The sequence below is a fragment of the Streptomyces sp. NPDC102514 genome, from assembly GCF_055584525.1.
In genome coordinates this window covers 1-24,276 of sequence record NZ_JBVJLW010000009.1, presented here as the reverse complement: position 1 = coordinate 24,276, position 24,276 = coordinate 1, and the positions used below count along the sequence as shown (strand labels likewise).

Here is a 24,276-nt window from a genome sequence, read left to right as displayed (position 1 = left end):
GCTCGCGCCGTTCCCCGCGCCCCTTGGGGAGGGGCTGTGCCCCGTCCCACTCAGGGGCGCGGGGAACTGCGCAGTCTTTTCGTCTTTGAGCCGCACAGGGGACGCGGCGCCCAGCCCCGAGCTTTCAGGGGCGCGGGGGACTGCGCGGCCAGCCCCCACCGGGGCCGCAGGCGGCGGCGCTCAGGCGGTGGCCAGCGCCGCGCGCAGCGCGGTGAGGCATGCGTCCACCGTCGCGGAGCCGGCCGCAGGCCCGTAGTGGTTGACCCGGATCATCTCCTTGGCCAGCACCCCACCCCCCGCCGCCAGCGGAAGGGAAGGATCGACGGCCAGCGCAGCCGCCACCACCACCGACGCGTCCACCCCCGCAGGCGTCCGCAACGTCGTCGCGACCGGCGCCGCATCGGAGGCCTCGTACACGTACGGCTCAAGCCCCCCGCCCAGCGCGAGCGCACCCGCCCGCGTGGCCGCCGCAGCCGAAGCGTGCCGCGCCATCACGGTCTCCAGCCCCTCCGACTCGATGCGCTCCACGCACGCCTCCAGCGCCAGCATCTCCAGCTGCGCCGGAGCGTGGAGGAGGACCTTGCGCCCGGCGTCGACCCACCGCTCCTTCCAGTCCAGGAGGGAGAGGTAGGAGCGCCGGGGCGCGTGCGGGTTCGCGGCCATCCGCGCCCACGCCCGCTCGCTCACCGACACCGCAGAGACCCCCGCGGGCCCGCCCATCGCCTTCTGCGCCCCGATCACGCACAGGTCCACGCCCCACGCGTCCGGCAGCACCGGCTCGGCGCCGACCGAGGCCACCGCGTCCAGGTAGAAGAGGGCGCCGTGGGCCCGTACGACCTCGCCGATCTCCGCGACCGGGTTCGTGTTCCCGGTGGCGGCCTCCGCGTGCACCAGGGAGACGAAGTCGATCTCCGGGTGCTCGGTGAGAGCGTCGCGGATCTGCCCGGCCGTGACCGCCGTGTGGAAGGGCACGGCCAGGTCGTGCACGGTCGCGCCGCAGTCCCTCAGCCAGTCGCCGAACGTCTGCCCGTACGGGCCGGTGATCACGTTGAGAGCCGTCGTGCCGGGACCGGCCGCGCCGCGGATCGCCCCTTCCAGGGGGAGCAGCGCCTCGCCCTGCATGATCACGACGTCCTGCTCGGTGGAGAGCAGCCGCGCCACGCGGTCCTCGATCGCCGCGAAACGCGCGGCGCTCAGCGGCGCCAGGTCCAGGAAGGGATGGGTCACGGCGTTGCTCTCTTCACTCACGTTGCTCTGGACGCTCACGTTGCTCTCGTCACTCACTGGGTAGGCAGCAACGAGCGTAACCGCCGTCCCCGCAGTCGCCCACCGGCGACTTCCGAGGCCGGACAGCCCAGCGGCCATGGGATTGGTTTGAGAGCCTCAAACGAATCCTTATAATCAGCAGTCACAGTTTCCCCACAGGAGGTCTCCCCCGTGAAGATGGTCCCCGGGCGCCGAACCCGCATTCTGGCCGCCACCACCGCGACGGCCGGGCTGCTGCTCGTGTCCGGCTGCTCCTCGGACGACGACGGGGGCAAGAAGACCACCGCCAACGGGGTCGAGCTCGTCAAGGGCGGACAGCTCACCACCTGCACGCACCTGCCGTACCCGCCGTTCCAGTCGGAGATCGACGGCAAGGTCCAGGGCTTCGACGTGTCGCTGGTCGACCTGGTCGCCAAGAACCTGGGCGTGAAGCAGGAGATCCTCGACCAGCCCTTCGAGAACTTCAAGACCGGCGGATCCCTCAACTCCGGCCAGTGCGACCTCGCCGCGGCCGGTATGACGATCACCGACGAGCGCAAGAAGAACGTCGACTTCTCCGACCCGTACTTCGAGGCCACCCAGGGCATCCTGGCCGGCAAGAAGAGCGGCATCTCCTCCCTCGCGGACCTCAAGGGCAAGAAGGTCGGCGCGCAGGCGCAGACCACCGGCGAGGAGTTCGCGAAGAGCAAGGGCCTCAACCCGGTCTCCTTCGAGTCCTCGGACGCCCTCCTCAACGGTCTGCGCACTGGCCAGGTCAAGGCCATCGTCATCGACTACCCGGTCCTCCAGGGCTGGTTGAAGGACAAGGCCAACGCCGCCGCCTTCGAGGTCGCCGACAACATCAACACCGGTGAGGAGTACGGCTTCACCATGAAGAAGGGCAACACCAAGCTCCTCGAAGCCGTCAACAAGGCGCTGGCGGACGCCAAGTCCGACGGCACGTACAAGAAGCTGTACGAGAAGTGGATCGGCCCGTACGACGAGAACGCCGCCTCCGCTTCGCCCGCCGCCTCCTCATGACCGAGACCGACATCGACACCAAGGTCCAGCCCCGCCGGCGGGGTCTGACCAGGAGCCAGAAGCGGACCGTGTCCCGGGGCGTCCAGTACGCGGTGTTCGTCGCCGCGCTGGTCGCCCTCGGGTTCACGGCCGACTGGGGACAGTTGCGGAACCAGTTCGCCCAGGTCGACCTGGCCGAGCGGATGTTCCCGGACATCATCACGCTGGCGCTGAAGAACACCGTCCTCTACACGATGTCCGGCTTCGTCTTCGGCCTCGCCCTCGGCGTGGTCGTCGCCCTGATGCGGCTCTCCTCGGTCGGCCCGTACCGCTGGCTGGCCGGTATCTACATCGAGATCTTCCGCGGGCTGCCCGCCCTGCTGATCTTCATCTTCGTGGGCGTCGCCGTGCCGCTCGCGTTCCCCGGCACGGAGATCCCCGGCGGCACGTACGGCAAGGTCGCGCTCGCGCTCGGGCTGGTGGCCGCCGCGTACATGGCGGAGACGATCCGCGCGGGCATCCAGGCCGTTCCCAAGGGGCAGATGGAGGCGGCCCGTTCGCTGGGCTTCTCGCACGCGCGGGCCATGGTCTCCATCATCATTCCGCAGGCCTTCCGGATCGTGATCCCGCCGCTCACCAACGAGTTGGTCCTCCTCTTCAAGGACTCCTCGCTGGTGCTGTTCCTCGGGGTCACGCTGGAGGAGCGCGAACTGTCCAAGTTCGGCCGCGACCTGGCCAGCGAGACCGCCAACTCGACACCGATCCTGGTGGCGGGCCTGTGCTATCTGCTGGTCACGATCCCGCTCGGGTTCGTCGTACGCCGCCTTGAGGCGAAGGCCGGGGAGGCCACCAAGTGAGCACCGAGAACAGTGTCGACGACAAGAGCGGCACGCCGGAGATCCAGGTCCGCGGGCTGCACAAGTCGTTCGGCGACAACGAGGTGCTGCGGGGCATCGACCTGGAGGTCGGTTCCGGCGAGGTCGTGTGCGTCATCGGCCCCTCCGGCTCCGGCAAGTCGACCCTGCTGCGCTGTGTGAACCTCCTCGAAGAGCCCACGAAGGGGCAGGTCTTCGTCGGGGGTACCGAGGTGACCGACCCGGACGTCGACATCGATGCCGTACGCCGTCGGATCGGCATGGTCTTCCAGCAGTTCAACCTCTTCCCGCACCTGACCGTGACCGACAACCTGACGCTGCCGCAGCGGCGGGTGCTGGGCCGCGACAAGGCGGAGGCGGCGGAGGTCGCCGCCGAGAACCTGCGGCGGGTCGGGCTCTCCGAGAAGGCGACGGCCTACCCGGGCTCCCTCTCCGGCGGCCAGCAGCAGCGCGTCGCCATCGCCCGGGCGCTCGCCATGGGGCCCCAGGTGATGCTCTTCGACGAGCCGACCTCGGCGCTCGACCCGGAACTGGTCGGGGACGTCCTCGCCGTGATGCGGATGCTCGCGGACGAGGGCATGACGATGATGGTCGTCACGCACGAGATGTCCTTCGCGCGCGAGGTGGCCGACCGGGTGGTCTTCATGGACGGCGGGGTCATCGTGGAGCAGGGGCCGCCGGCCCAGGTGATCGGCTCCCCGACCCACGCCCGCACCCGCCACTTCCTCTCCCGCCTCCTGGACCCGGCGATGGCGGAGGTAGAGGACGCCCCGCGCAGTTCCCCGCGCCCCTAAGGGCTCCGCCCCCTCAAGGACGAAACGATTGCGCCGTTCCCCGCGCCCCTGAGCCTGCGGGTCCGGTGGGGGTTGCTCGCGCCGTTCCCCGCGCCCCTCGGGGAGGGGCTGCGCCCCGTCCCACCCAGGGGCGCGGGGAACGGCGCAATCTTTTGGCTTGTAGGGGCGCGGGGAACTGCGCAATCCTTGAGGCCCGCCCCCACCCGCCCGCGGACGACGTACTCCGTCAAAGAACTAGGCTGCCGCCATGAGCGATCAGCCGCCGGTACTGCACGTGACGGGCCGCGTACTCGTCGCCCCCGACGACGCCCGGGACGAACTCTGGGTCGTCGACGGCAAGGTCACCTACGACCGCCCCCGCGGCGAGGCCGCACAAGACGTCCGCACGATCGACGGCTGGACCCTGCCAGGACTGGTCGACGCCCACTGCCACGTGGGCCTCGGCCCCCACGGAGCCGTCCCCGACGACGAGTCGGAGAAGCAGGCCCTGGCCGACCGGGAGGCCGGCACCCTCCTCCTCCGCGACGCCGGCTCACCCGCGGACACCCGCTGGGTCGACGACCGCGACGACCTCCCGAAGATCATCAGGGCGGGCCGCCACATCGCCCGTACCCGCCGCTACATCCGCGGCTTCGCGCACGAGATCGAGCCGCCGGACCTCGTCGCGTACGTGGCCCGGGAGGCCCGACGCGGCGACGGCTGGGTCAAGCTCGTGGGCGACTGGATCGACCGCGGCACCGGCGACCTCGGCGCGTGCTGGCCGCGCGACGCCGTGGAGGCGGCGATCACCGAGGCCCACCGCCTCGGCGCCCGCGTCACCGCGCACTGCTTCGCCGAGGACTCCCTGCGGGACCTGGTAGAGGCGGGCATCGACTGCATCGAACACGCCACCGGCCTGACCGAGGACACGATCCCGCTCTTCGCCGAACGCGGCGTCGCGATCGTCCCGACCCTCGTGAACATCGCCACGTTCCCGCACCTCGCGGACGGGGGCGAGGCCAGGTTCCCCCAGTGGTCCGCGCACATGCGGCGACTGTACGAGCGCCGTTACGACACCGTGCGCGCCGCGTACGACGCCGGGATCCCGGTGTTCGTCGGCACCGACGCGGGCGGCACGCTGCCGCACGGCCTGGTGGCGGGGGAGGTCGCCGAGCTGGTGAAGGCCGGCATCCCGCCCCTCCAGGCGCTTTCGGCCACCACGTGGGGCGCCCGTGCGTGGTTGGGCCGACCAGGCCTGGAGGAAGGGGCTCCGGCCGACCTCGTCGTGTTCGAGCAGGACCCGCGGGCGGACGTACGGGTCCTGGCGGCGCCGCGGCGGGTGGTGCTGGACGGCAGGGTCGTCAGCTGACGGAGAGTGACCGCCGGGCCCGTTCCCTGCGGCGCGCACTCCCTCCCACGCTCCGGCGCTTTCCAGCCAGTTCTGTGGAGTTCAGTGATCTGGGTGGCCTTGAGGAACGTACGTGCAGGATGAATCGAAGAGGTGCGCGGAAAGTCCACGTATGGGTGAACTCCCGTCAGCTTGCTGACTGTTCACTCTCCGTGCGTAAGGATTCCCGTCATCGACGCCGCCGGACGCTCCCCGCATGTCCCTGCGAGCGGAGCGTCCTGCGGCGTCGCGTCTCCGGTTCTGTCTCCTGTGGGGGTCCCACCACCATGCACAGCAACGCTTTCCGTATGCCCGCACGCAGGCTGGCCGCCACCGCGGCCGCCGTCTCCCTGGCCGCGGGTCCCGCGGTCCTGGCCGGCGCGGGTCCCGCCCACGCGACCGACGGCCACGGTCGCGCCGGCGCCGTCGTGCTCCGCACCGGGCTCGACGTGTCCCTGCTCAACAAGACCGTGAACGTCCCGCTCGCGGTCTCGCTCAACGAAGTACAGGCGCCGCGGAGCGCCGAGAAGACCACGCTCACGGCGAAGCTGGACGGGGTCGACGGCGGACAGCCGTTCACCGTGCTCGGCGCGGAGGTCGCCAGAGCGGGTGCGACCGTGTCCGCGGAGAAGGCCGAGGGGGCGGTGCACCTCGCCCACGCCAAGGTGCACATTCCTGGACTGCCGCTGCTGTCCCTCATCGAGGTCGACCAGGTCACCGCGAAGGCGGTCTGTGCGGCGGGGGAGAAGCCGGTCGCCTCGGCGAATCCACTGGGTGCGGTGACGGTGCTCGGCAAGAGGACCACGGTGAGCGCCGGCGGGGTGACGGAGGTGAAGGTGCCGGGGGTCGGTGAGGTCCGCCTGGACCTGTCGTCCACACGGACCACGTCCCGTACGGCGGCGGCGACCGCGCTGCGGCTCAAGGTGTCGGTGAACCCGCTGAAGCTGAACGTGGCGGAAGTTGAAGGAACGGTCACTCTGGCGGAGGCGACCTGCGAGTCCCCGGCGGAGCCCGCGCCGGGGGTGTCGCCGCAGGGCGCTGCCGCGGAGTCGCCGGGGCTTGCGGAGACCGGCGGCAGTTCGGCGACGCGGTACGTAGCTGCGGGGGCGCTCGCGCTACTGGCCGCAGGCGCCACAGCGGTAACCCTGACCCGCCGCCGCCGAGCCTGACGCCCGCGCAGTTCCCCTCGCCCCCGAGGGGGAGGATGGCGTGAGGCCGAGTGCCCGCTGCGGCCCGGCGGGGGCCGTTCGCGCAGTTCCCCGCGCCCCTTTAGGGGCGCGGGGGACTGCGCGGGCAACCCCCCCCCGGGCGCCCCCCGCCCCCGGCCCGGCAGCCCCACCCACCCCCCCACGGGCGCGGGGGACGTGGGGGGGCGCCCGGGGCCCGGCGGGGGCCGGGGGGGGGCCTTCCGCCCTGCCCCGCGCCCCCCTTTAGGGGCGCGGGGAACTGCGCGGGCAACCCCCACCGGGCCGCACCACGCCCACGGCCGGTCAGCCCCACCCTCCCCCTCAGGGGCGCGGGGAACGGCGCAATCAGCCCCGCCGACCCGCACGTGCGGGTCAGTCCGAGTCCGAGTCCGACCACCCCGCCCCGCCGGCCAGGCTCAGCGCCTGGTCCAGGGCTTGCAAGAACCGGTTGACCGTCGGACGGTCGCGTACCGCCAGCCGCAGCCACGTCCCGTCAAGGCCAGGAAACGTATCCCCCCGCCGCACAGCGAACCCCAGCCGCCGCAACCGCTCCCGCACAGCCCCCGCACCAGGCAGGGAGACCAGGACGAACGGCCCCTCCGCCGGCTCGGCCACCCGCACCCCGTCGGACGCGAACTCCTTGAGCCCCGCCACCAGATGCGCCCGATCCGTGGCCACCCGCAGCGCCGCCTCCGCCTGCTCGGCGAGCGCCTCCGGAGTCATACAGGCCTCGGCCGCGGCCAGCGCGGGCGTGGACACCGGCCACAACGGCTGCCCCCGTTCGAGCTCACAGATCGTCTCGGGCGCCGCGAGCACGTACCCGATCCGCAACCCCGCCAGCCCCCACGTCTTCGTGAGGCTGCGCAGCACCACGAGCCCCGGTATGTCCGTCCGCTCCGCGAGCGCCTCCCGTTCGTCCGGCACCGCGTCCATGAACGCCTCGTCGACCACCAACGTCCGCCCAGGGCAGGCGAGTTCGGCGATCAGCCCGGCCGGATGGAGTACGGACGTGGGATTCGTCGGGTTGCCGATCACGACCAGGTCCGCGTCCTCGGGAACGGCCGCCGGGTCGAGCCGGAACCCCTCCTCGGGACGGAGCAGCACCCGGTCGACCGTGTGCCCCGCGTCCCGCAACGCCGCCTCCGGCTCGGTGAACTGCGGGTGCACGACGACAGGGTGACGGACCTTCAGCGAACGCGCGAGCAGCACGAAGGCCTCGGCGGCCCCGGCCGTGAGCAGCACCCGTTCCTCGGGCAGTCCGTGCCGCGCCGCCACCGCGGCCCGCGCGGCCCGCCCGTCCGGGTAGGCGGCCAGCCCGGCGAGCGACTCGGCGATACGGCCGCGCAGCCAGTCCGGGGGAGTACCGGCGCGGACGTTCACGGCGAGGTCGACGAGCGCCGAGCCGTCGTCGCGCACCTCGGCGTCCCCGTGATGCCGCAGATCGTGTCCGTCCCCCCGGCCCTGACCGCCTGTGCCCCGGGACGAGGAGTCACCTCTGCCGTCGCTGTCAGTACGCATGAGACGAGGCGTGGTCGCGGTGGAGGCCGCCGTCGTGGTGTCCGTGGCCGTCGACGCCCGGCCGCGTCTCCCGGTAGCGCTGCATCACCAGGTCGAGCAGTTCGGGCTCCGGCCCGATGACGTCGGCGGGGACCACCTCGACCTCCGGATGAGCCGTCGCCCACCCCTCGCTCTGCTGCCGGATCCGCTCCGGGAGCGTGCCGTTGAACAGGAAGTAGGGGAGCACGACGATCCGCCGCGCGCCGAGCCTCACACAGCGGTCGAGGCCCGACGGCACGTCCGGCGCGGCCAGCGACACGAACGCCGTCTCCACACCCGCGTAACCGCGCCCCTCCCACAGCAGTCGCGCCGCCTTGTGCACCTCCGCGTTGGCCGCCGGGTCGGTCGAGCCGCGGCCGACGAGCAGCACGGTCACCTGGGCCCGGTCCTGGGGCGTGCGCACCGACCCGCCCAGTGCCTCGTCGAGCCGCCGCTCCAGCACGGCGAGCAGCGCGGGGTGCGGGCCCAGCGGACGCCCGTACGCGTACGAGGTCCCCGGAAACCGTGCCTGCTCACGGGCGAGCGCGGTCGGGAGGTCGCCCTCGGCGGGGCCCGTGGACACGAGCATCAGCGGGACCGCGGCGAACCGGCGTACGCCCTGCGCGGCCAGCTCGGCCACCGCGTCGCCGAGCGGCGGCGGGGAGAGCCCGATGAATCCGCCCGCCACAGGCAGGCCGGGGTTGCGCCGGCCCAGCTCCCGTACGAAGTCGCGGAACGCCTCGGCTCCGGCGTCGTCCCGGGTGCCATGGCCGGCGAGGAGCAGGGCTGGAGCGGGGGCGGGGGTGGTCACGAGGTCTCCTGGGGATACGGAACGGGGTGGGGGGAGAAGGAGGGCCGACAGGGCGGGCGCCGACCGCGGGCGGCGCAGGGGCCGACGAGTGCCTGACGTCCCGGAGGCGCCTGACGTGCCCGGGGCGCCCGACGTGCCCGACGGGTGTGGTGGCTCACTTGGGCTCCTCCTGCCGACGGTGGCCGCGCTGCGCCACCCTACGACCGCAGGCCCCGCAGGTCGCCGTCCCGCCCCCACTCATCTCGGGCACCCCGGCCGCTCGGTCCCGGCTCCGGCGTCCGCACCGGCCCCGGCCGCCGGGAGCCGCCCGTGCCCGGTCCGGCGTACGACCGCGCAGGTCGCCCTCGCCGGTCGCGCGGACGACGTGCGCTTGGGGACGAGAAGGTCGCCGCCACCGGCGAGGGCGGCGGCCTCGGCGACCGAGGGCGTACCGACGGCGGCGAGCGGCGCGGCCGAGGGGTTCGGCACGTCGACCTGTGCCAGTTCCTCGGCGCTGTACGTCACCACGGGCACCCCGAGCCGCTCGGCCGCACCGAGAATCCCCGGCTCACCGGCCTTCGTGTCGACGGTCGCGAGTTCGACGACGGACCGCGCGGACAGCCCGGCGTCCCGCAGGGCGTCCTCGACGAGCCCGAGTATTTCGCCGGTCGTCACGCCCCTGGAGGCACCCACGCCGACGACGAGGGACGGCGGTCCTTCCGGAAGCCGTGCAAGCCGGGCGGCATCCGGAGTGCGGCGAACGTGCGTGAAAGCGGGTTGATCGGATAGCAAGGGCGTATGGCGGTGTTCGTCGCGCTCGGCGCGTTCCTCATGACGCTGGCCGGCGGCTGGACGGCGCAACGCGTCACCGACCGCCGCCACCTCGTACTCGGCCTGGCCGGCGGCCTGATGCTGGGTGTCGTCGGCCTCGATCTGCTGCCGGAGGCACTCGACGCGGCGGGCGAGGAGATCTTCGGCGTCCCGGCCGCGCTGCTGCTGTTCGTGGCCGGCTTCCTCGGGGCCCACATGGTGGAACGGCTGCTGGCCGTGCGCCAGGCCTCGCACGGCGGCGGGGAACACGACGGGCGGACGCCCCAGGTGGGCCTGACCGCCGCCGCCGCGATGGTCGGCCACAGCGCCATGGACGGCGTGGCGATCGGCGCGGCCTTCCAGGTGGGCGGCGGGATGGGGGCGGCCGTGGCGGTCGCGGTGATCGCCCATGACTTCGCGGACGGCTTCAACACGTACACGATCACGACCCTGTACGGGAACGCCCGGCGCAAGGCGGTCGCGATGCTCGTCGCGGACGCGGCGGCCCCGGTGATCGGTGCCGCCTCGACGATGCTGTTCACCATTCCCGGGCATCTCCTCGGCGGATACCTCGGCTTCTTCGGCGGCGCGCTCCTCTACCTCTCCGCCGCGGAGATCCTCCCCGAGGCCCATCACGAACACCCGGCCCGTTCCACCCTGCTGTGCACGCTCGCCGGAGTGACCTTCATCTGGCTGGTCGTCGGCATCGCGGAGTGAGCCCCGGCAGACCGCTCCCCGAAGGCCGGGCGCCGCTCTCATCCCCCGGATCCTCCGGCACTCCCGCCACCCCTGTCACTCCCGGAACCCTCCGCACACCTGTCCACGAACCGCCGGGCGACCCCGGGTGAGCCCGCCCAGTGCGTGTGCAGATAACTCGCGTGCACACCCTGCTGTACGAAGCCCTCCAGCCGCCGTACCGGAGTGCGCATCCCCCAGGCGGCGGCAGACCCCGCCCCCGGCTCGACGACGGTCCGGTGGAACTCGTGCCCCCGCATCCGGGTGCCCGCCTCGGCCAGCGAACTGTCGGACACCGCGACGGCATCGCGGTACCCGAGCGTCAGCCGCGCGTCCATCCGGGCCTCGGCGTCGATGACCCCGCACATCGGCAGCCCGTCGAGTTCACGGGAGAGATAGAGCAGCCCCGCGCACTCGGCCGCGATCGGCGCCCCGCTCTCGGCGAGCGCGGCGACGGCCTTGCGCAGCGGCTCGTTGGCGGACAGCTCAGGCCCGAACACCTCGGGAAACCCGCCCCCGAGGACCAGCCCACGGGTCCCGTCCGGCAACTGCTCGTCCCGCAGCGGATCGAACGTGACGACCTCGGCCCCGGCGGCGGCCAGCAACTCGGCCTGCTCGGCATAGGAAAAGGTGAAGGCAGACCCCCCGGCGACCGCGACGACCGGCGCGTTCTTCAGCCTGTCCGGCGTTTGAGGACGAGGCCGTTCAGGCCGATCCGGGGGTTCGGGGGCGGAGCCCCCGAGGGTCGGGACGAGAAGGGGCGGCGGGGGCGAGGAAGCCAGCACCTCACCCGCGTCCCAAGCCCCACCCCCCAAATCCCCCGCACTGCGCGCCAGCGCGAACAGCGCCTCCAGATCGCACCCGTCCCGCACCCGCGCGCCCATCGCCGCGACAGCGGCAACCGCCTCGGCCCGCCGCTCGGCAACCGGCACCAGCCCCAGATGCCGGGACGGCGTCCCCACTTCCTCGGCCCGCCGCAGAGCGCCCAGCACCGGCACCCCGGACTGATCCATCGCCTCCCGCAACAACGCCTCGTGCCGATCGGACGCGACCTTGTTGAGAATCACGCCACCGATCCGCACCCCGGCATCCCAGGAGGCGAACCCGTGCACGAGCGCGGCCACGGACCGGGACTGCGAGGACGCGTCCACGACCAGCACGACGGGCGCCCGCAGCAACTTCGCCACATGGGCGGTGGAGGCCAGCTCCCCTTCCCCGGAAGCCCCGTCGAACAGCCCCATCACCCCCTCGACCACGGCGAGATCGCAGCCGCGCGCGCCATGGGCGAACAGCGGGGCGATCAGGTCCGGCCCGCACATGTAGGAGTCGAGATTGCGCCCGACCCGCCCGCTGGCGAGCGAGTGGTACCCGGGATCGATGTAGTCCGGCCCCACCTTGTGCGGGGACACGGCGAGCCCCCGCGAGGCGAACGCGGCCATCAGCCCCGTGGCCACGGTGGTCTTGCCGCTCCCGGAGGCGGGCGCGGCGACGACCAGCCGAGGAACGGACCCCGACCCGGACCCGGACCCGAAGCCGGACCCAGACCCAGAACCGGACCCGGAACCGGACCCGGAACCGGAGGCTCCCGAGGCAGAACCGAGGGACATCACCACTCGATGCCCCTCTGTCCCTTCTGACCGGCGTCCATCGGATGCTTCACCTTGGACATGTCGGTCACCAGATCGGCGAACTCGACCAGCTTCCCAGGAGCGTTGCGCCCGGTGATGACGACGTGCTGGGTCCCGGTCCGGCCCCGCAGCACCTCCACGACCTCGTCGACGTCGACCCAGCCCCAGTGCATCGGATAGGCGAACTCGTCGAGCACGTACAGCTTGTACGTCTCGGCGGCGAGGTCCCGCTTGACCTGCTCCCAGCCCTCGCGGGCCTTCTCCTCGTTGTCCTGCTGGGAGTCGCGCTGCACCCACGACCAGCCCTCGCCCATCTTGTGCCAGTCGACGGACCCGCCCTCACCGCTGGCGCCGAGGACGCGCAGCGCGTTCTCCTCGCCGACCTTCCACTTCGCGGACTTGACGAACTGGAACACCCCGATCGGCCACCCCTGGTTCCAGGCGCGCAGCGCGAGCCCGAAGGCGGCGGTGGACTTTCCCTTGCCCATCCCGGTGTGCACCATGACGAGCGCCCGGTTCCGTCGCTGACGAGTCGTCAGTCCGTCGTCCGGTACGACACTCGGCTGTCCCTGAGGCATTACGCGGCCCTCCTGCTGTTGCCCTGGCTCCTGCCCCGACTGCCGTCTTGGCCCTTGCCCTGTACGTCCCTGACCAGCCCGGCGATCGAGTCGGCCCGCAGCTCGTCGAGCGTCACGGCCGTCCCGCCGAGGTCACCCGCGAGCTGCGCCGCGAGCCCGAGCCGTACGAGGCCCGACTCGCAGTCGACGACGACGGACGCGACCTTGTCGGCGGCGAACAGCCGGGCGGCCAGCCCGGCGAGCGCGACCGGTTCCGGTCCGCCGGTCGCCCGCCCGTCGGTCACCAGGACGACCAGCGCGCGCCGGGCCGGATCCCGCAACCGCTCCACCCGCAGCACGTCGTGGGCCCGCAGCAGCCCGGCGGCGAGCGGCGTACGCCCGCCGGTGGGCAGCGACTCCAGCCGCACCGCTGCCGCGTCGACCGACGACGTGGGCGGCAGCGCCACCTCGGCCGCGGAGCCGCGGAAGGTCACGAGCCCCACCTTGTCCCGCCGCTGGTAGGCGTCGAGGAGCAGGGACAGCACCGCACCCTTCACGGCGCTCATCCGCTGCCGGGCCGCCATCGACCCGGACGCGTCCACGACGAACAGCACGAGGTTGCCCTCGCGGCCCTCCCGGGTGGCCTGCCGCAGATCGTCCCGCCGAACGACGAGACCGGGCCCGGACCGCCCGCGCGCCCGCTGATGCGGCGCCGCGGCCTGGACGGTCGCGGCCAGATGCAGCTTGGTGAGCGCCCCGCGCGGCCGGCGCGCCCCGGTGGTGCGCCCGTGCTCGGTCCGGGCCCGCGACCGCCGCCCGGCGGCCCCTTCGCCCAGACCGGGCACGCTCAGCACCTTCGTACGGAACGGCTCGGCGGCCCGTACGGGGGACTGCTCGCCCGCGCCGGGCGACGGCGCCCCTCCGTTCTCGGACTCGTTCGCGGGGGCCTCGCCCTGCGCGGGTACCTCACCGTCGCCGTCGTCGCCGCTGTCACTGCCGCCGCCGTCGTCGGGCCCGTCCTGCGGGGGCCGCCCGCCACCGCCACCGGGCCCGTCCGGATCCGGGTCCTCATCACCGGAGTCACCGGAGTCACCGGAGTCACCGGGGTTACCGGGGTCGTCGGAGTCCCCCAGGCCGTCCTCGTCGCTCGCGAACTCCTCCAGCGTCTCGTCGAGCTTGTCCTCGTCGAGGCCGGGCGCGTCGAAGGGATTGCGCCGGCGCCGGTGCGGCAGCGCGAGGAGCGCGGCCTGCCGTACGTCCTCGGCGAGCACGTCGGACCGCCCCGCCCAGGCGGCCAGCGCGGTGGCGGTCCTGGCCATCACGATGTCGGCCCGCATACCGTCCACCTCGAACGCCGCGCAGGTCGCCGCGATCTGCCGCAGCGCGCCGTCACCGAGCCGCACCGACGGCAGCAGCTCCCGCGCGGCCACGATCCGCGCCCGTACGTCGGACTCCTCGTCGGCCCAGCGCGTCGCGAACCCCTCCGGGTCGTCGTCGTACGCGAGCCGCCGCCGTACGACCTCCACCCGCTGGTCGGGCTCGCGCGAGGCCGCCACCTCGACGGTCAGCCCGAACCGGTCGAGCAACTGCGGCCGCAGCTCGCCCTCTTCGGGGTTCATGGTCCCCACGAGCAGGAACCGCGCCGCATGCCGTACGGAGACGCCCTCGCGCTCCACGTACGAGGCACCCATCGCCGCCGCGTCGAGCAGCAGGTCGACCAGGTGGTCGTGGAGGAGGTTGACCTCGTCCACGTACAGGAGTCCGCGGTGGGCGTCGGCCAGCAGGCCGGGCTCGAAGGCCTTCACGCCCTCCGAGAGCGCCCGTTCGATGTCGAGCGCGCCGACGAGACGGTCCTCGGAGGCGCCGACGGGCAGTTCGACCATCCGTGCGGGCCGCGGCACGCCGGGGCCCACCTCGTGGGGGCCGTCCGGGCAGGCCGGATCGGGAGCGTCCGGCGCACAGGAGAAACGGCAGCCGGGGACGACGTCGACCTGCGGCATGAGCGCCGACAGCGCGCGCACGGCCGTGGACTTGGCGGTGCCCTTCTCGCCGCGGACGAGCACACCGCCGACCGCGGGGGAGACGGCGTTCAGCAGCAGTGCCAGTCGCAGGTCGTCCTGACCGACCACGGCCGTGAACGGAAACGGGGTACTCACTGGTTGTCGTCCTCCAAATAGCCCAGATGTGCCAGATGTGCCAGGCGGCCCAAGTGGCCTTCGAGCGGGCTCATACGGGCGCTCCCGGTGGGATGAATGGCAGTCCGGCCGGTGCGCCGGACTCGATGAGCCGCCACAGCGCGTCCGTGTCCGCGTGTTCCTCGATCAGATCGCCCAGCCGGTCGAGCTGCTCCTCGCGCAGCCCCTCGAACGAGGTGTCCGCGGCCGGTACGAAGCGCCGCCCGGCCGCTGCCGCCACCTCGCGCAGGAAGGCACGCCGGAAGCCGTCCGACTCCAGTGAGCCGTGCCAGTGCGTCCCCCAGACCTGGCCGACCCGGCAGCCGTCCAGGAAGGGTTCGCCGCCATTGACCTGGGCGATCCCGTGATGGATCTCGTACCCCTGGACGGGTTCGCCGAGTGCTTCGCCGACGGGCCGGGTCAGGGTCTTCTCGCGCGCGAACCGCACCCGTACGGGGAGGAGTCCGAGGCCGTCGACGGCACCGGCCCTCGACTCGACCTCGTCCTCGATGTGTTCGCCGAGCAGCTGGAAGCCGCCGCAGATGCCCAGCACGGGGCGTCCTTCGGCGGCCCTGCGCACCAGGGCGTCCGCGAGGCCGCGCCGCCGCAGCCACTCCAGGGCCTTGACCGTGCCCCGGGTGCCGGGTACGACGACGAGGTCCGCGTCGACCAGTTCCTCGGCGCGGTCCACGAACCGCACGACGACGCCCGGTTCGGCGGCGAGGGCGTCCAGGTCCGTGAAGTTGGACATCAGGGGGATCGCGCAGACGGCGACCCGCAGGATGTCCTCGCCGACGGGGGAGGAGACCTCGGACTCGCGCACCGACCCCCGCAGGGACACCCTGAGCCCGTCCTCCTCGTCGATGCCGAGGCCGTGCCGGAAGGGCAGGATGCCGTAGGTGTGCCGCCCGGTGAGCCCGCGCAGCATGTCGACGCCGGGTTCCAGCAGAGAGACGTCCCCGCGGAACTTGTTGACGAGGAACCCTGCGACCAGCTCCTGGTCCTCGCGCGACAGCAGCGCCACCGTCCCGAAGAACGAGGCGAAGACACCGCCGCGGTCGATGTCCCCCACCACGAGGACGGGCAGCCGCGCGTTGCGCGCGATGCCCATGTTCACGATGTCGGTGCGCCGCAGGTTGATCTCGGCGGGACTGCCCGCCCCCTCACAGATCACCGCGTCATACGTGCCCCGCAACTCGGCCAGACAGTCCAGCACGGTCCCGAGCAACGCCTCCTGGCGTCCGCCGTGATAGCCGCGCGCGCTCAGCTCGCCCACGGGCCTGCCCATCAGGACGACCTGGCTGCTGCGGTCACTGCCCGGCTTCAGCAGGACGGGGTTCATGAGCACGGAGGGCTCCACCCGGGCGGCCTGCGCCTGCATCGCCTGCGCCCGGCCGATCTCGGCGCCCTCGCGGGTGACGAACGAGTTCAAGGACATGTTCTGCGCCTTGAAGGGCGCCACCTTCACACCCCGCCGCACCAGCCACCGGCAGATCCCGGCGGTCACGACGCTCTTGCCCGCGTCGGAGGTCGTCCCGGCGACGAGCAGTCCGCCACCCGGTCCGCCACCCGTTCTCCCGCCCGTTCCCGCGCTCATGACGTACGCCCCTTCGCCTTCGGCACCAACGACGTGGCGAGCAGCCGCCCGGCGACACTCGCGCCCAGCGCGAGCAGGCCCACGCGGCGCGAGAGCCGGACGGCCCGCTCGATGTCCCCGACCTCCACGGCCCGCCCCGGACCGTTGAGCACGGGCCGGTGCTCGACCCGTCCCGCGTACGAGAGCGTGCCGCCGAGCCGTACCCCGAGCGCCCCCGCGAACGAGGCCTCCACGGGCCCGGCGTTGGGACTCGGATGCCTGGCGGCGTCGGCGCGCCAGGCGGTGACGGCCCCGCGCGGATTCCCCCCGGCGACGGCGGCGAGGACCGCGGTCAGCCGGGCCCCGGGCCACCCCACCACGTCGTCGAGCCGGGCGGACGCCCACCCGTACCGCCGGTGACGGGCCGACTTGTGCCCGACCATGGCGTCCAGCGTGTTGACGGCCCGGAACCCGACCAGTCCTGGCACGCCCGCGACCGCGCCCCACACCAGGGCGCCCACGACGGCGTCGGAGGTGTTCTCGGCGACCGACTCGACGACCGCGCGGGCGATCCCGTCGGCGTCCAGCGCCTGCGGGTCGCGCCCGCACAGATGCGGCAGCCGCTCCCTGGCCACCTCGATGTCCCCGGCGGCCAGCGCCCCGCCGACGGCCCGCGCCTCACGGCCGAGCGAGGTCCCGCCCACGACGGCCCAGGTGGCGGCGGCGGTCAGCGCGACGGAGGCGACGGGGGAGGTGCGCAGGGAACGCTCGGCGGCCACGGCGAGACAGACGGCGCCGCCCGCGCACACGGCGGTGTGCAGCGCCCCCCAGCCCCGGTGGTCGCGCCACAGGGCGCGCTCGACGGCTCCCGCGGCCCGCCCGAACGCGGCGACCGGATGCCCTCGGCGGGGATCGCCGAGCAGCAGGTCACCGAGGAGGCCGGCGGCGGCACCGTACGCGAAGACGCGCTCGGCTCGCATCGGTTCAGCCCGCCGCTGGTTGAGGCGAAAGCCTGGTACCTGGCCCGGGCACACTGGTCCACAACAGGTGGGCGCGCATGGCGATATGTCCTCACTCAGGGTGTCCACGCCCTGGTTCGACGAGACCGACGGCGAGAGTTCCTGGCTCCCGGGGGTTCGACTCCCCGGTAACAGTGGCGGGACCGCGCCGGATTCGCACCGGCTTCCTCTTCTGCCGACGTACATGGCCTCGGCAGTCCACCACGGTCCGCGAACACCCGTCAACTTGCTGTTGACCTGCGACGGGAGAGTGTGCCGAGGCCCACACACGGACACGAGAAGGCCCCGCCGACCAGGTGGTCGACGGGGCGGTCCCGTACGGAACGGACGTGCCGCGAGGGTCAGGCGACGATCAGATAGATCCCGTACGCCACTGCCGCCGCACACGCGGCGAAGCAGGCGTACGCGCCGGTGACCGCGAGGGTCGCGGAGCCACCCTGCTCCGCGGCCGTCTCGCGCTTGGTGAGGCCGACGATGCCGAGGGTGAAGAGGCCCACGAGGGCGACGGTGGCGATGAGGCTGACTCCGAACACGGAGCCGAGGGCTGCCCAGTCGATCTTCATGCGGTTCGTTCCTTACACCGTGGCCGGACGGGCGGGCTCGGCGTCCGGGCCCGGGATGGTGGTCTTGAGGTCGCTCGCGGCCGGGGCCGGGGTGACCGGACCCGCGGGAGGCGGGGTGACGGCGGCGATCGCGGTGGTCACGACGCCCGCCGGCTCGTGGTCGTCGTTGACGTTGTCGACGGTGACCGGCTGGCGGCGGGAGAGCGTCCAGATGACCGCGGAGCCGGCGATCAGCAGCGCGCCGGTGAGGATGATGCCCCAGGTGCCCTGCTTGGTCAGGAACTCGGCGCCCGCGCCGACCAGACCGGCGGCCGGGAGCGTGAGGCCCCAGGCGACGAACATGCGGGTCGCGGTCGACCAGCGGACGACACCGCCCTTGCGGCCCAGACCCGAACCCATCACGGCGCCGGAGCAGGACTGCGTGGTCGAGAGGGAGAAGCCGAGGTGCGAGGAGGCCAGGATGACCGTCGCGGCGCTGGTCTGGGCGGCGAAGCCCTGCGGCGGCGCGAGGTCGGTGAGGCCCTTGCCCATGGTGCGGATGATGCGCCAGCCGCCCAGGTAGGTGCCGAGCGCGATGGCGATACCGGCCGAGACGATGACCCACAGGGGAGGGTTCGAGCCGGGCGCGAGCACCCCGCCGGTGACCAGGGCCAGGGTGATGATGCCCATGGTCTTCTGTGCGTCGTTCGTGCCGTGGGCCAGCGAGACGAGGCCCGCGGAGGTGATCTGACCCGCGCGGTAGCCCTTGGAGGTCGCCTTCTCACCGGCCTCCCTGCTGATCCGGTACGTCAGCCGGGTGGCGAGCATCGCGGCGAGTCCGGCCACCACGGGTGCGGCGATCGCGGGGAGGAGGACCTTGGTGATCACGGTCGAGCCGTTCACCGAGGACCAGCCCGCCGACATCACCGCGGCGCCGATCAGGCCGCCAAAGAGGGCGTGGGACGAACTGGAGGGCAGACCCAGCAGCCAGGTCAGCAGATTCCACAGGATGGCGCCGACGAGCGCCGCGAAGATCACTTCGGTGCGGATGCCCGCTTCGTTGATGAGGCCGCCGGAGATCGTCTTGGCGACCTCCACGGAGAGGAACGCACCGACGAGGTTCAGTACGGCGGACATGGCCACCGCCGTCTTGGGCTTGAGAGCGCCGGTCGAGATGGTCGTCGCCATCGCGTTGGCAGTGTCGTGGAAACCGTTCGTGAAATCGAACACGAGAGCGGTAACGATCACGATTCCGAGGAGGAGCGTGATGTGTTCCATTTACCCAGGCTTCTGTTGGACGACAGTGGCACGGGGAACGTAAGCAACCTGGGTGAACGGAAGATGAACTGAGTCGGGCGGTGGGGTGACCCAATCGAGGTGCCGTCATTCCGCTTGTGTCGAAGTGGCGGCGACGGCTCTCGAAAGTCCCGGAAAATCCTCGAACAGAGGCGGAACCCAGGGGTCCGCTACCCGGCTCACCCCCTCGCGAAGGCCTTCAGCTGGGACAGCGACCCGTTGAAGAGATTCTGGTCACCCGGCAGGCTGCCGCTGTTGTCGTACTGCCAGAACGTCCAGAAGTTCCAGCCCGAGGGCAGCGACCCCGAGGTCGCGTCGTAGTGGGCCAGCCACAGCGGATGGTTCGAGGCGAACGCGGCGCTGTTGCCCGTGCACGTCTTCCACCAGGTGTAGTTGGTGTAGATGACGGGCCGGCGGCCGGTCTGCCGCCTCACCTCGTCGCTGAAGGCCCTGATCCAGCCGACCATGCCGCTCTTGCTCAGCCCGTAGCACTTCTTCTTCTTGTCGTACGGGTTGTACTCGATGTCCAGCGCGGGCGGCAGCGTCCAGCCGTCCGCCCGCCAGGCGCCGCCGTTGCGCACGAAGTAGGCGGCCTGCTCGGTGCCCGACGACTTGTCCGGCAGCGCGAAGTGGTACGCGCCGCGGATGATGCCCGCGTTGCGCGCGCCGTCGTACTGCTGGGCGAAGTACGGGTTGCGGTACGTGCGCGACTCGGTGGCCTTCACGTAGACGAAGGTCGCGCCCTTGCTCCTCGCGCTCGACCAGTTCACGTTCTTCTGGTGCGAGGACACGTCGTGCCCCTTGGGCTTGCCGGCGGCCGAGGCCGGCACCTCGACGAGTGCGGTGCCGCCGAGCGCCAGCGTCGCCACGGAGGCGGCGACGAGACGGGCGCGCTGACGGGACGATTTACGATCACTGGCCATGTTTTCCCCCGGAATGGCGACGTAAGTGAAAAATCTTCCAGAGGCTACTGGAAGATCCCTCACGGTCCGTCGCGCGCCGGTCATTCGCTCCGGCGGTCGATTAATACCTTGTATTACCTTTCGGACGTTCGGGTTCCGCCCTACAGTGCCCTCGCCCGAACGGAGCAAGGGGAGAGCAGGGCCGAGCCGGGCCGAGCGGGCACGGGCGGCTGGCAGGATCGCGGCATGGCTGAGCAGCGGCGGGACGCAGGAGACGGACGAGGCTTCGGGGAGACGGGCGCGTCCCGGCCGGGGGAGGCGCTGGAGCGGGCGTGGGACGACCTCGTGGCCACGGCCCGCCGCACGGTGTCCGACGGGCTGGTCGTCGGTACGTCGGGCAACGTCTCCGTGCGCGTGGGCGACACCGTCCTGGTCACGCCGACCGGGGTCCCGTACGACCGGCTGACGCCCGAGGACGTCTGCGGGGTGTCGCTGGACGGCCGGCGCGTGCTCGGTTCACTCGTTCCGACCAGCGAACTGCCCATGCACCTCGCCGTCTACCGCTCCACGGACGCGCGCGCCGTCGTGCACACCCACGCCGTGCACGCCACGGCCGTCTCGACCCTCGTCACCGAGCTGCCCCTCGTCCACTACATGTCCGCCGCCCTCGGCGGGCCCGTCCGCGTCGCGCCGTACGCCACCTACGGCACCGACAAGTTGGCCGAGAACATGCTCCGGGCCCTGCGGGACCGCACGGCCTGCCTCCTGCAGAACCACGGCACCCTCGCCCACGGCGCCACCCTCGACCAGGCCTACGACCGCACCGCCCAGCTCGAATGGATGTGCCGCGTGTGGCTCACCGCGTCATCCGTCCCGGGCCTCGCCCCCACCCTGCTGACCGAGGACCAGGTGGCACAGGCGGGCGAGCGGCTGAGGGGCTACGGCCAGCCGTGACACCGGGCCGTCCGCGACCGTCCGCGACCGTCCGCGGCCGTCCGCACGTGCCCGGCCGTCCACGGCGGTACGTACGGCCCCGGCCGGACGGGACACATGGGCAGGCCCGGCCGGACGGGGCGGTCCTCGGCCCGCCGGACCGTACGCGGCTGCGAACAGAAGGCCCCGCCGACCGCGGACCCGGCCCACCCTCGCGGCGGGCGCCGGAGTCACCCGTGTCGCCCGTCCACTGGCCGACAGCGGGCTCGATCAGGAGACTGGACCCGTGCGCACCGTGAAGCCGACGACGGCAGCCCTCACCACCGCCCTCACCGTGGCCGTGGCCGGCGCGGCCGGTATCGCCGCCGGCCGCTTCGCCAGCGACGCCGCCCTGAAGGCGGCGCCGGGCCGCCCACTGCCCACCGAACCCCGGCTGACCGTGCACGCCACGGCCGCGGGCCAGATCGCCCTGACCCGCGCCCTCGCCTCCCGGCGCCCGGGCGTGTACGGCCTCGGCGGCGACGGCAGCCACGCCGTCGTCGGCCCGCTCCTGGCCGGGGCCGCGCACTCCGCCGACACGGTGGTACGCCGTCTGGAGCGCGTCACCCACGGCACGCTGGAACCCGGCGACAAGGTGCGGTTCACACCCGGCGTGCACGTCGGCGACCCGGGCACCGCCCTCGGCCTGCCGTTCACCGACGTGGACATCCCCGGTGAGCTGGGCACCCTGCCCGCCTGGTTCGTGCCCGCCGCCCGTGACACCTGGGTGATCACCGTGCACGGCCTCGGCGCCACCCGCGAACACCCCATGAACCTCATGGAGTTCCTGCACCGCCAGCAGTTCCCCGTCCTCGGCCTCGCCTACCGCGGGGACGCCGGCGCACCACGGCCGCCGGACGGCCTGAACCACCTCGGCGAGACCGAGTGGCGCGACCTGGACGCCGCCATCCGCTTCGCCGTGCGGTACGGCGCCGAACGCGTCGTCCTGCACGGCTGGTCGACCGGCGCCACCATGGCGCTGCGCGCCGCCGAGCACTCCGCGCTGCGCGAGCGGATCTCCGGGCTCGTCCTGGACTCGCCGGTCCTCGACTGGGAGGCCACCCTGCGTGCCCTCGCCAGGGCCCGCCGCACCCCCGGCGCCCTGCTGCCGCTGGCCGTCCGCGCCGCCCAGGGCCGTACGGGCCTCGGCAGCGGCCGCGTCGAGGGCGCCGCCGACCCCGTACGGCTCAAGGTGCCCACCCTCGTTCTGCACGGCCCCGACGACACCGTCGCCCCCTGGGGACTCTCGCGCCGCCTCGCGGACCGCCGCCCCGACCTCGTCACCCTCCACACGGTCCACGACGCCCCGCACGGCGCCATGTGGAACGCCGACCCGGCCGGTTACGAAGAGGCCCTCCGCCGCTTTCTCACCCCACTGATGTAGCCCCCTCCACGCCCGGCCGCGAAGCTTCCGTTTAATCGTCTACCAGTGGCCGAAATCCGCTCGCACCCCCTGCCGGGCCCGGTGCGCGGACCGCCTCCGTGGCCTCCTGTGGCATTCCGTTTGGGTTTTCGGACCGTCAACCGGAAGACTGCCCCCGTGACGTCCCGTATCCCGCGCGACTCCAGGCTCCGACTCGTCCGCCCGCGAACCCTGGCCGCCGCCCCCCGAGCGATGACCCAGAGGCCCGCCCGCCGACCTGCCCCCCGCCCACCGGAGGGCACACCGGCACCGGCGGAACTCGCCCGCATGGCGCGCGCCGTGCTCGCCGGCGCGGCCCGGGTCGCCCGCTGGGCCGACGCCACCCTGGGCCCGGCCCCCGGTCCCCGCCGGGACCGTGACGCCACGGCCTCCGACAGTGGCTCCGCGGACAACGACAGCTCCGGAGGGAAAGGCACCCTTTCCGACGCGATCGCGCAACAGGCCGCGACCAGTCTGTCCCTGACCCCGGATCAAGTACGGGCCGACTGGGACATCGCACGGCTCGCCGGCCTGATCGAGGTGCACGGCGACACCGCGCGCCCCGGCTGGCGCCTGCGCGCCTGGAACCGCGACGACAGCGCCGTACTGCGCGGCTGGGTCGCCTTCTTCGACGCCTGGTCGATCGCCCACCCCGGCCCCGACGGACGCGAGCCCTCCACCGTCGCCGAGGTCGTCTCCGCGATGCCGCAGGTCCTCTCCTTCCTCCAGCTGTCCGCGGGCCCCGTGCCCGTCCCGCAACTCCTCGACCTGCTGGAGCAGCGCGTCACGGAACTGCGCACCGAACGCTGCGAGATCCCCTACGGCCCGCAGCCCGGCCCCGTCGACAGCTCGGAGAGCCCGGCCGAGGACACCCCGCTCGACCCCCTTCTCGACTGGGCGCTGCACGCCCTCGCCGGCGTCGGCGCCCTCACCTGCGCCGACGGCCAGGCCACGCTCACCCCGCTCGGCAGCTGGGCCGTGTGGGTCAAGCTGGAGCAGATCTGCGTGGCCGCGCAGAGCCCCGCCGGGAACATCGAGCAGGGCGCCGAGGACATGCTCCGCGGCTGCGCCCAGCTCAGACCCAACGCGGCCCGCGCCGAGTACCGCGCCTGGCTCGCCGCCCGCCCCGTCGGCAGCGCCGTCACCGAACTCCTCGCCGCCGCCCGCGGTGAGGACGCCCTGTCGCGCGGACTGGCCTTCGAGGCCCTGCGCGTGGTCGGCGCCCCCGCCGAGCCGGACGTCCGCGCGGTGGCCGACGAGACCCCCCTGCGCCCGTACGCCCTGCTGTGGCTCGCCGAGCACGACGGACACGACCCCGAGGACGCCCACCTGGTGCTCACCCGCGAGGAGGCCACCTGGCTGTGGGTCGACACCGCCGCGGCCGTCGCCGACCACGGCGAGGCCCCGCTCCTCGTACGGCACCTGGAGTCCGCGGTGCAGCCGACCGTCCCCGCGCTCCTCGACGAGGTGCGCGCGGTCGGCCACCCCCGCACCGTGCAGGTCCTGGTCGCGCTCGCGGCCGCGCACCCCGACCCCGCGCTTGCGAAGGCTGTGCGCCGCGCGGCCTTCCAGGTGCACACCGGGGAGCACTAAGGGCTGTCCCGTAACTCCCGGCGGGCGCACGACGACAGCTACGGCACCTCGCGGCGTTGCCGGATCGCCCGAATGCACCCGGTATGAGGGCGACCCGGCGCCTTGCGATGCACCGCATCTGACGCCGCGCGCTGATCCACCGGGAGTTACGGGACAGCCCTTAGGGCTCGTAAAGAATCAACACGTTGCTTCACGGTCTCTGCGTCGTTGGTGTGGTATGCGCATACCGAGCGAGGTCCGCAATCAACTCGCCCTGA

The 24,276-nt window shown here is 72.8% G+C and carries 20 protein-coding genes, 1 pseudogene and 1 riboswitch; of the genes and pseudogenes, 9 read left to right on the top strand and 12 right to left on the bottom strand.

Annotated features, from left to right (window positions below; translation table 11 throughout):
* Window positions 1-180: 180 nt before the first annotated feature.
* On the bottom strand, window positions 181-1,227 hold the full coding sequence (locus ACZ60E_RS23210; RefSeq protein WP_453793577.1) for a pyridoxal-phosphate-dependent aminotransferase family protein: 1,047 nt from the start codon (window positions 1,225-1,227) through the stop codon (window positions 181-183).
* A 210-nt stretch (window positions 1,228-1,437) separates the two neighbouring features.
* Here ACZ60E_RS23210 and ACZ60E_RS23205 point away from each other — a divergent pair, with 210 nt between their 5' ends.
* The 5 genes from ACZ60E_RS23205 to ACZ60E_RS23185 all read left to right on the top strand — a co-directional run bounded on the left by ACZ60E_RS23205 (window position 1,438) and on the right by ACZ60E_RS23185 (window position 6,469).
* Window positions 1,438-2,286, top strand: coding sequence for a transporter substrate-binding domain-containing protein (locus tag ACZ60E_RS23205; RefSeq protein ID WP_453793513.1), 849 nt, complete (start codon window positions 1,438-1,440; stop codon window positions 2,284-2,286).
* Window positions 2,283-3,122 (top strand): amino acid ABC transporter permease, encoded by an 840-nt coding sequence (locus ACZ60E_RS23200; RefSeq protein WP_453793512.1) that lies wholly within the window; start codon window positions 2,283-2,285, stop codon window positions 3,120-3,122. The genes ACZ60E_RS23205 and ACZ60E_RS23200 overlap by 4 nt, the downstream gene beginning before the upstream one ends.
* Window positions 3,119-3,934, top strand: coding sequence for an amino acid ABC transporter ATP-binding protein (locus tag ACZ60E_RS23195; protein WP_469442786.1), 816 nt, complete (start codon window positions 3,119-3,121; stop codon window positions 3,932-3,934). The genes ACZ60E_RS23200 and ACZ60E_RS23195 overlap by 4 nt, the downstream gene beginning before the upstream one ends.
* 247 nt (window positions 3,935-4,181) lie before the next feature.
* Window positions 4,182-5,282, top strand: coding sequence for an amidohydrolase family protein (locus ACZ60E_RS23190; RefSeq protein WP_469442784.1), 1,101 nt, complete (start codon window positions 4,182-4,184; stop codon window positions 5,280-5,282).
* A 305-nt stretch (window positions 5,283-5,587) separates the two neighbouring features.
* Window positions 5,588-6,469: an SCO1860 family LAETG-anchored protein gene (locus tag ACZ60E_RS23185; protein ID WP_469442782.1), complete on the top strand. Its 882-nt coding sequence runs from the start codon at window positions 5,588-5,590 to the stop codon at window positions 6,467-6,469.
* Window positions 6,470-6,859: 390 nt separating this feature from the next.
* Here the strand turns inward: ACZ60E_RS23185 and cobC are convergent, their stop codons facing one another.
* The 3 genes and pseudogenes from cobC to ACZ60E_RS23170 all read right to left on the bottom strand — a co-directional run.
* A complete protein-coding gene (gene cobC, locus ACZ60E_RS23180) occupies window positions 6,860-8,005 on the bottom strand; it encodes an Rv2231c family pyridoxal phosphate-dependent protein CobC (protein ID WP_469442780.1) in 1,146 nt (381 codons plus the stop codon).
* The gene (locus tag ACZ60E_RS23175; RefSeq protein WP_469442778.1) at window positions 7,995-8,834 is read right to left on the bottom strand and encodes a sirohydrochlorin chelatase; all 840 of its coding nucleotides are present in this window, start codon (window positions 8,832-8,834) and stop codon (window positions 7,995-7,997) included. Before ACZ60E_RS23175 ends, cobC begins: the two co-directional genes overlap by 11 nt.
* 273 nt (window positions 8,835-9,107) lie before the next feature.
* A pseudogene (locus tag ACZ60E_RS23170) lies at window positions 9,108-9,527 on the bottom strand (cobalamin biosynthesis protein); the annotation flags it as partial.
* Window positions 9,528-9,611: 84 nt separating this feature from the next.
* On the opposite strand from ACZ60E_RS23170, the gene ACZ60E_RS23165 reads away from it, so the two are divergent.
* Window positions 9,612-10,340: a ZIP family metal transporter gene (locus ACZ60E_RS23165; protein ID WP_469442776.1), complete on the top strand. Its 729-nt coding sequence runs from the start codon at window positions 9,612-9,614 to the stop codon at window positions 10,338-10,340.
* Between the two features lie 38 nt (window positions 10,341-10,378).
* Here the strand turns inward: ACZ60E_RS23165 and ACZ60E_RS23160 are convergent, their stop codons facing one another.
* The 8 genes from ACZ60E_RS23160 to ACZ60E_RS23125 all read right to left on the bottom strand — a co-directional run bounded on the left by ACZ60E_RS23160 (window position 10,379) and on the right by ACZ60E_RS23125 (window position 20,073).
* Window positions 10,379-11,965: a cobyrinate a,c-diamide synthase gene (locus tag ACZ60E_RS23160; protein WP_469442774.1), complete on the bottom strand. Its 1,587-nt coding sequence runs from the start codon at window positions 11,963-11,965 to the stop codon at window positions 10,379-10,381.
* Window positions 11,965-12,564, bottom strand: a complete 600-nt coding sequence (gene cobO / locus ACZ60E_RS23155; RefSeq protein ID WP_469442773.1) for a cob(I)yrinic acid a,c-diamide adenosyltransferase — start codon at window positions 12,562-12,564, stop codon at window positions 11,965-11,967. Before cobO ends, ACZ60E_RS23160 begins: the two co-directional genes overlap by 1 nt.
* The gene (locus ACZ60E_RS23150) at window positions 12,564-14,699 is read right to left on the bottom strand and encodes a putative cobaltochelatase (RefSeq protein ID WP_469442771.1); all 2,136 of its coding nucleotides are present in this window, start codon (window positions 14,697-14,699) and stop codon (window positions 12,564-12,566) included. The genes cobO and ACZ60E_RS23150 overlap by 1 nt, the downstream gene beginning before the upstream one ends.
* A 70-nt stretch (window positions 14,700-14,769) precedes the next feature.
* Window positions 14,770-16,314 carry a cobyric acid synthase gene (locus ACZ60E_RS23145; protein WP_384814721.1) on the bottom strand — a complete coding sequence of 515 codons (1,545 nt, stop codon included), beginning with the start codon at window positions 16,312-16,314 and terminating at the stop codon, window positions 14,770-14,772.
* On the bottom strand, window positions 16,311-17,273 hold the full coding sequence (locus tag ACZ60E_RS23140; protein WP_469442769.1) for a cobalamin biosynthesis protein: 963 nt from the start codon (window positions 17,271-17,273) through the stop codon (window positions 16,311-16,313). Before ACZ60E_RS23140 ends, ACZ60E_RS23145 begins: the two co-directional genes overlap by 4 nt.
* Before the next feature lie 116 nt (window positions 17,274-17,389).
* Window positions 17,390-17,530, bottom strand: a riboswitch (cobalamin riboswitch).
* Window positions 17,531-17,653: 123 nt separating this feature from the next.
* Window positions 17,654-17,875 carry a hypothetical protein gene (locus ACZ60E_RS23135; protein WP_384814717.1) on the bottom strand — a complete coding sequence of 74 codons (222 nt, stop codon included), beginning with the start codon at window positions 17,873-17,875 and terminating at the stop codon, window positions 17,654-17,656.
* Between the two features lie 12 nt (window positions 17,876-17,887).
* The gene (locus ACZ60E_RS23130) at window positions 17,888-19,132 is read right to left on the bottom strand and encodes an inorganic phosphate transporter (protein ID WP_469442767.1); all 1,245 of its coding nucleotides are present in this window, start codon (window positions 19,130-19,132) and stop codon (window positions 17,888-17,890) included.
* A gap of 197 nt (window positions 19,133-19,329) precedes the next feature.
* On the bottom strand, window positions 19,330-20,073 hold the full coding sequence (locus ACZ60E_RS23125; protein WP_469442765.1) for a lysozyme: 744 nt from the start codon (window positions 20,071-20,073) through the stop codon (window positions 19,330-19,332).
* 225 nt (window positions 20,074-20,298) lie between these two features.
* Between ACZ60E_RS23125 and ACZ60E_RS23120 the strand changes: the two genes are divergently transcribed.
* From ACZ60E_RS23120 to ACZ60E_RS23110, 3 genes are all read left to right on the top strand, one after another.
* Window positions 20,299-21,006 (top strand): class II aldolase/adducin family protein, encoded by a 708-nt coding sequence (locus ACZ60E_RS23120; RefSeq protein WP_469442764.1) that lies wholly within the window; start codon window positions 20,299-20,301, stop codon window positions 21,004-21,006.
* Between the two features lie 265 nt (window positions 21,007-21,271).
* Window positions 21,272-22,408 carry an alpha/beta hydrolase gene (locus ACZ60E_RS23115; protein ID WP_469442761.1) on the top strand — a complete coding sequence of 379 codons (1,137 nt, stop codon included), beginning with the start codon at window positions 21,272-21,274 and terminating at the stop codon, window positions 22,406-22,408.
* Between the two features lie 156 nt (window positions 22,409-22,564).
* Complete coding sequence (locus tag ACZ60E_RS23110; RefSeq protein WP_384814705.1) at window positions 22,565-24,019, top strand: hypothetical protein; 1,455 nt, start codon at window positions 22,565-22,567, stop codon at window positions 24,017-24,019.
* The last annotated feature ends 257 nt before the right edge of the window (window positions 24,020-24,276 follow it).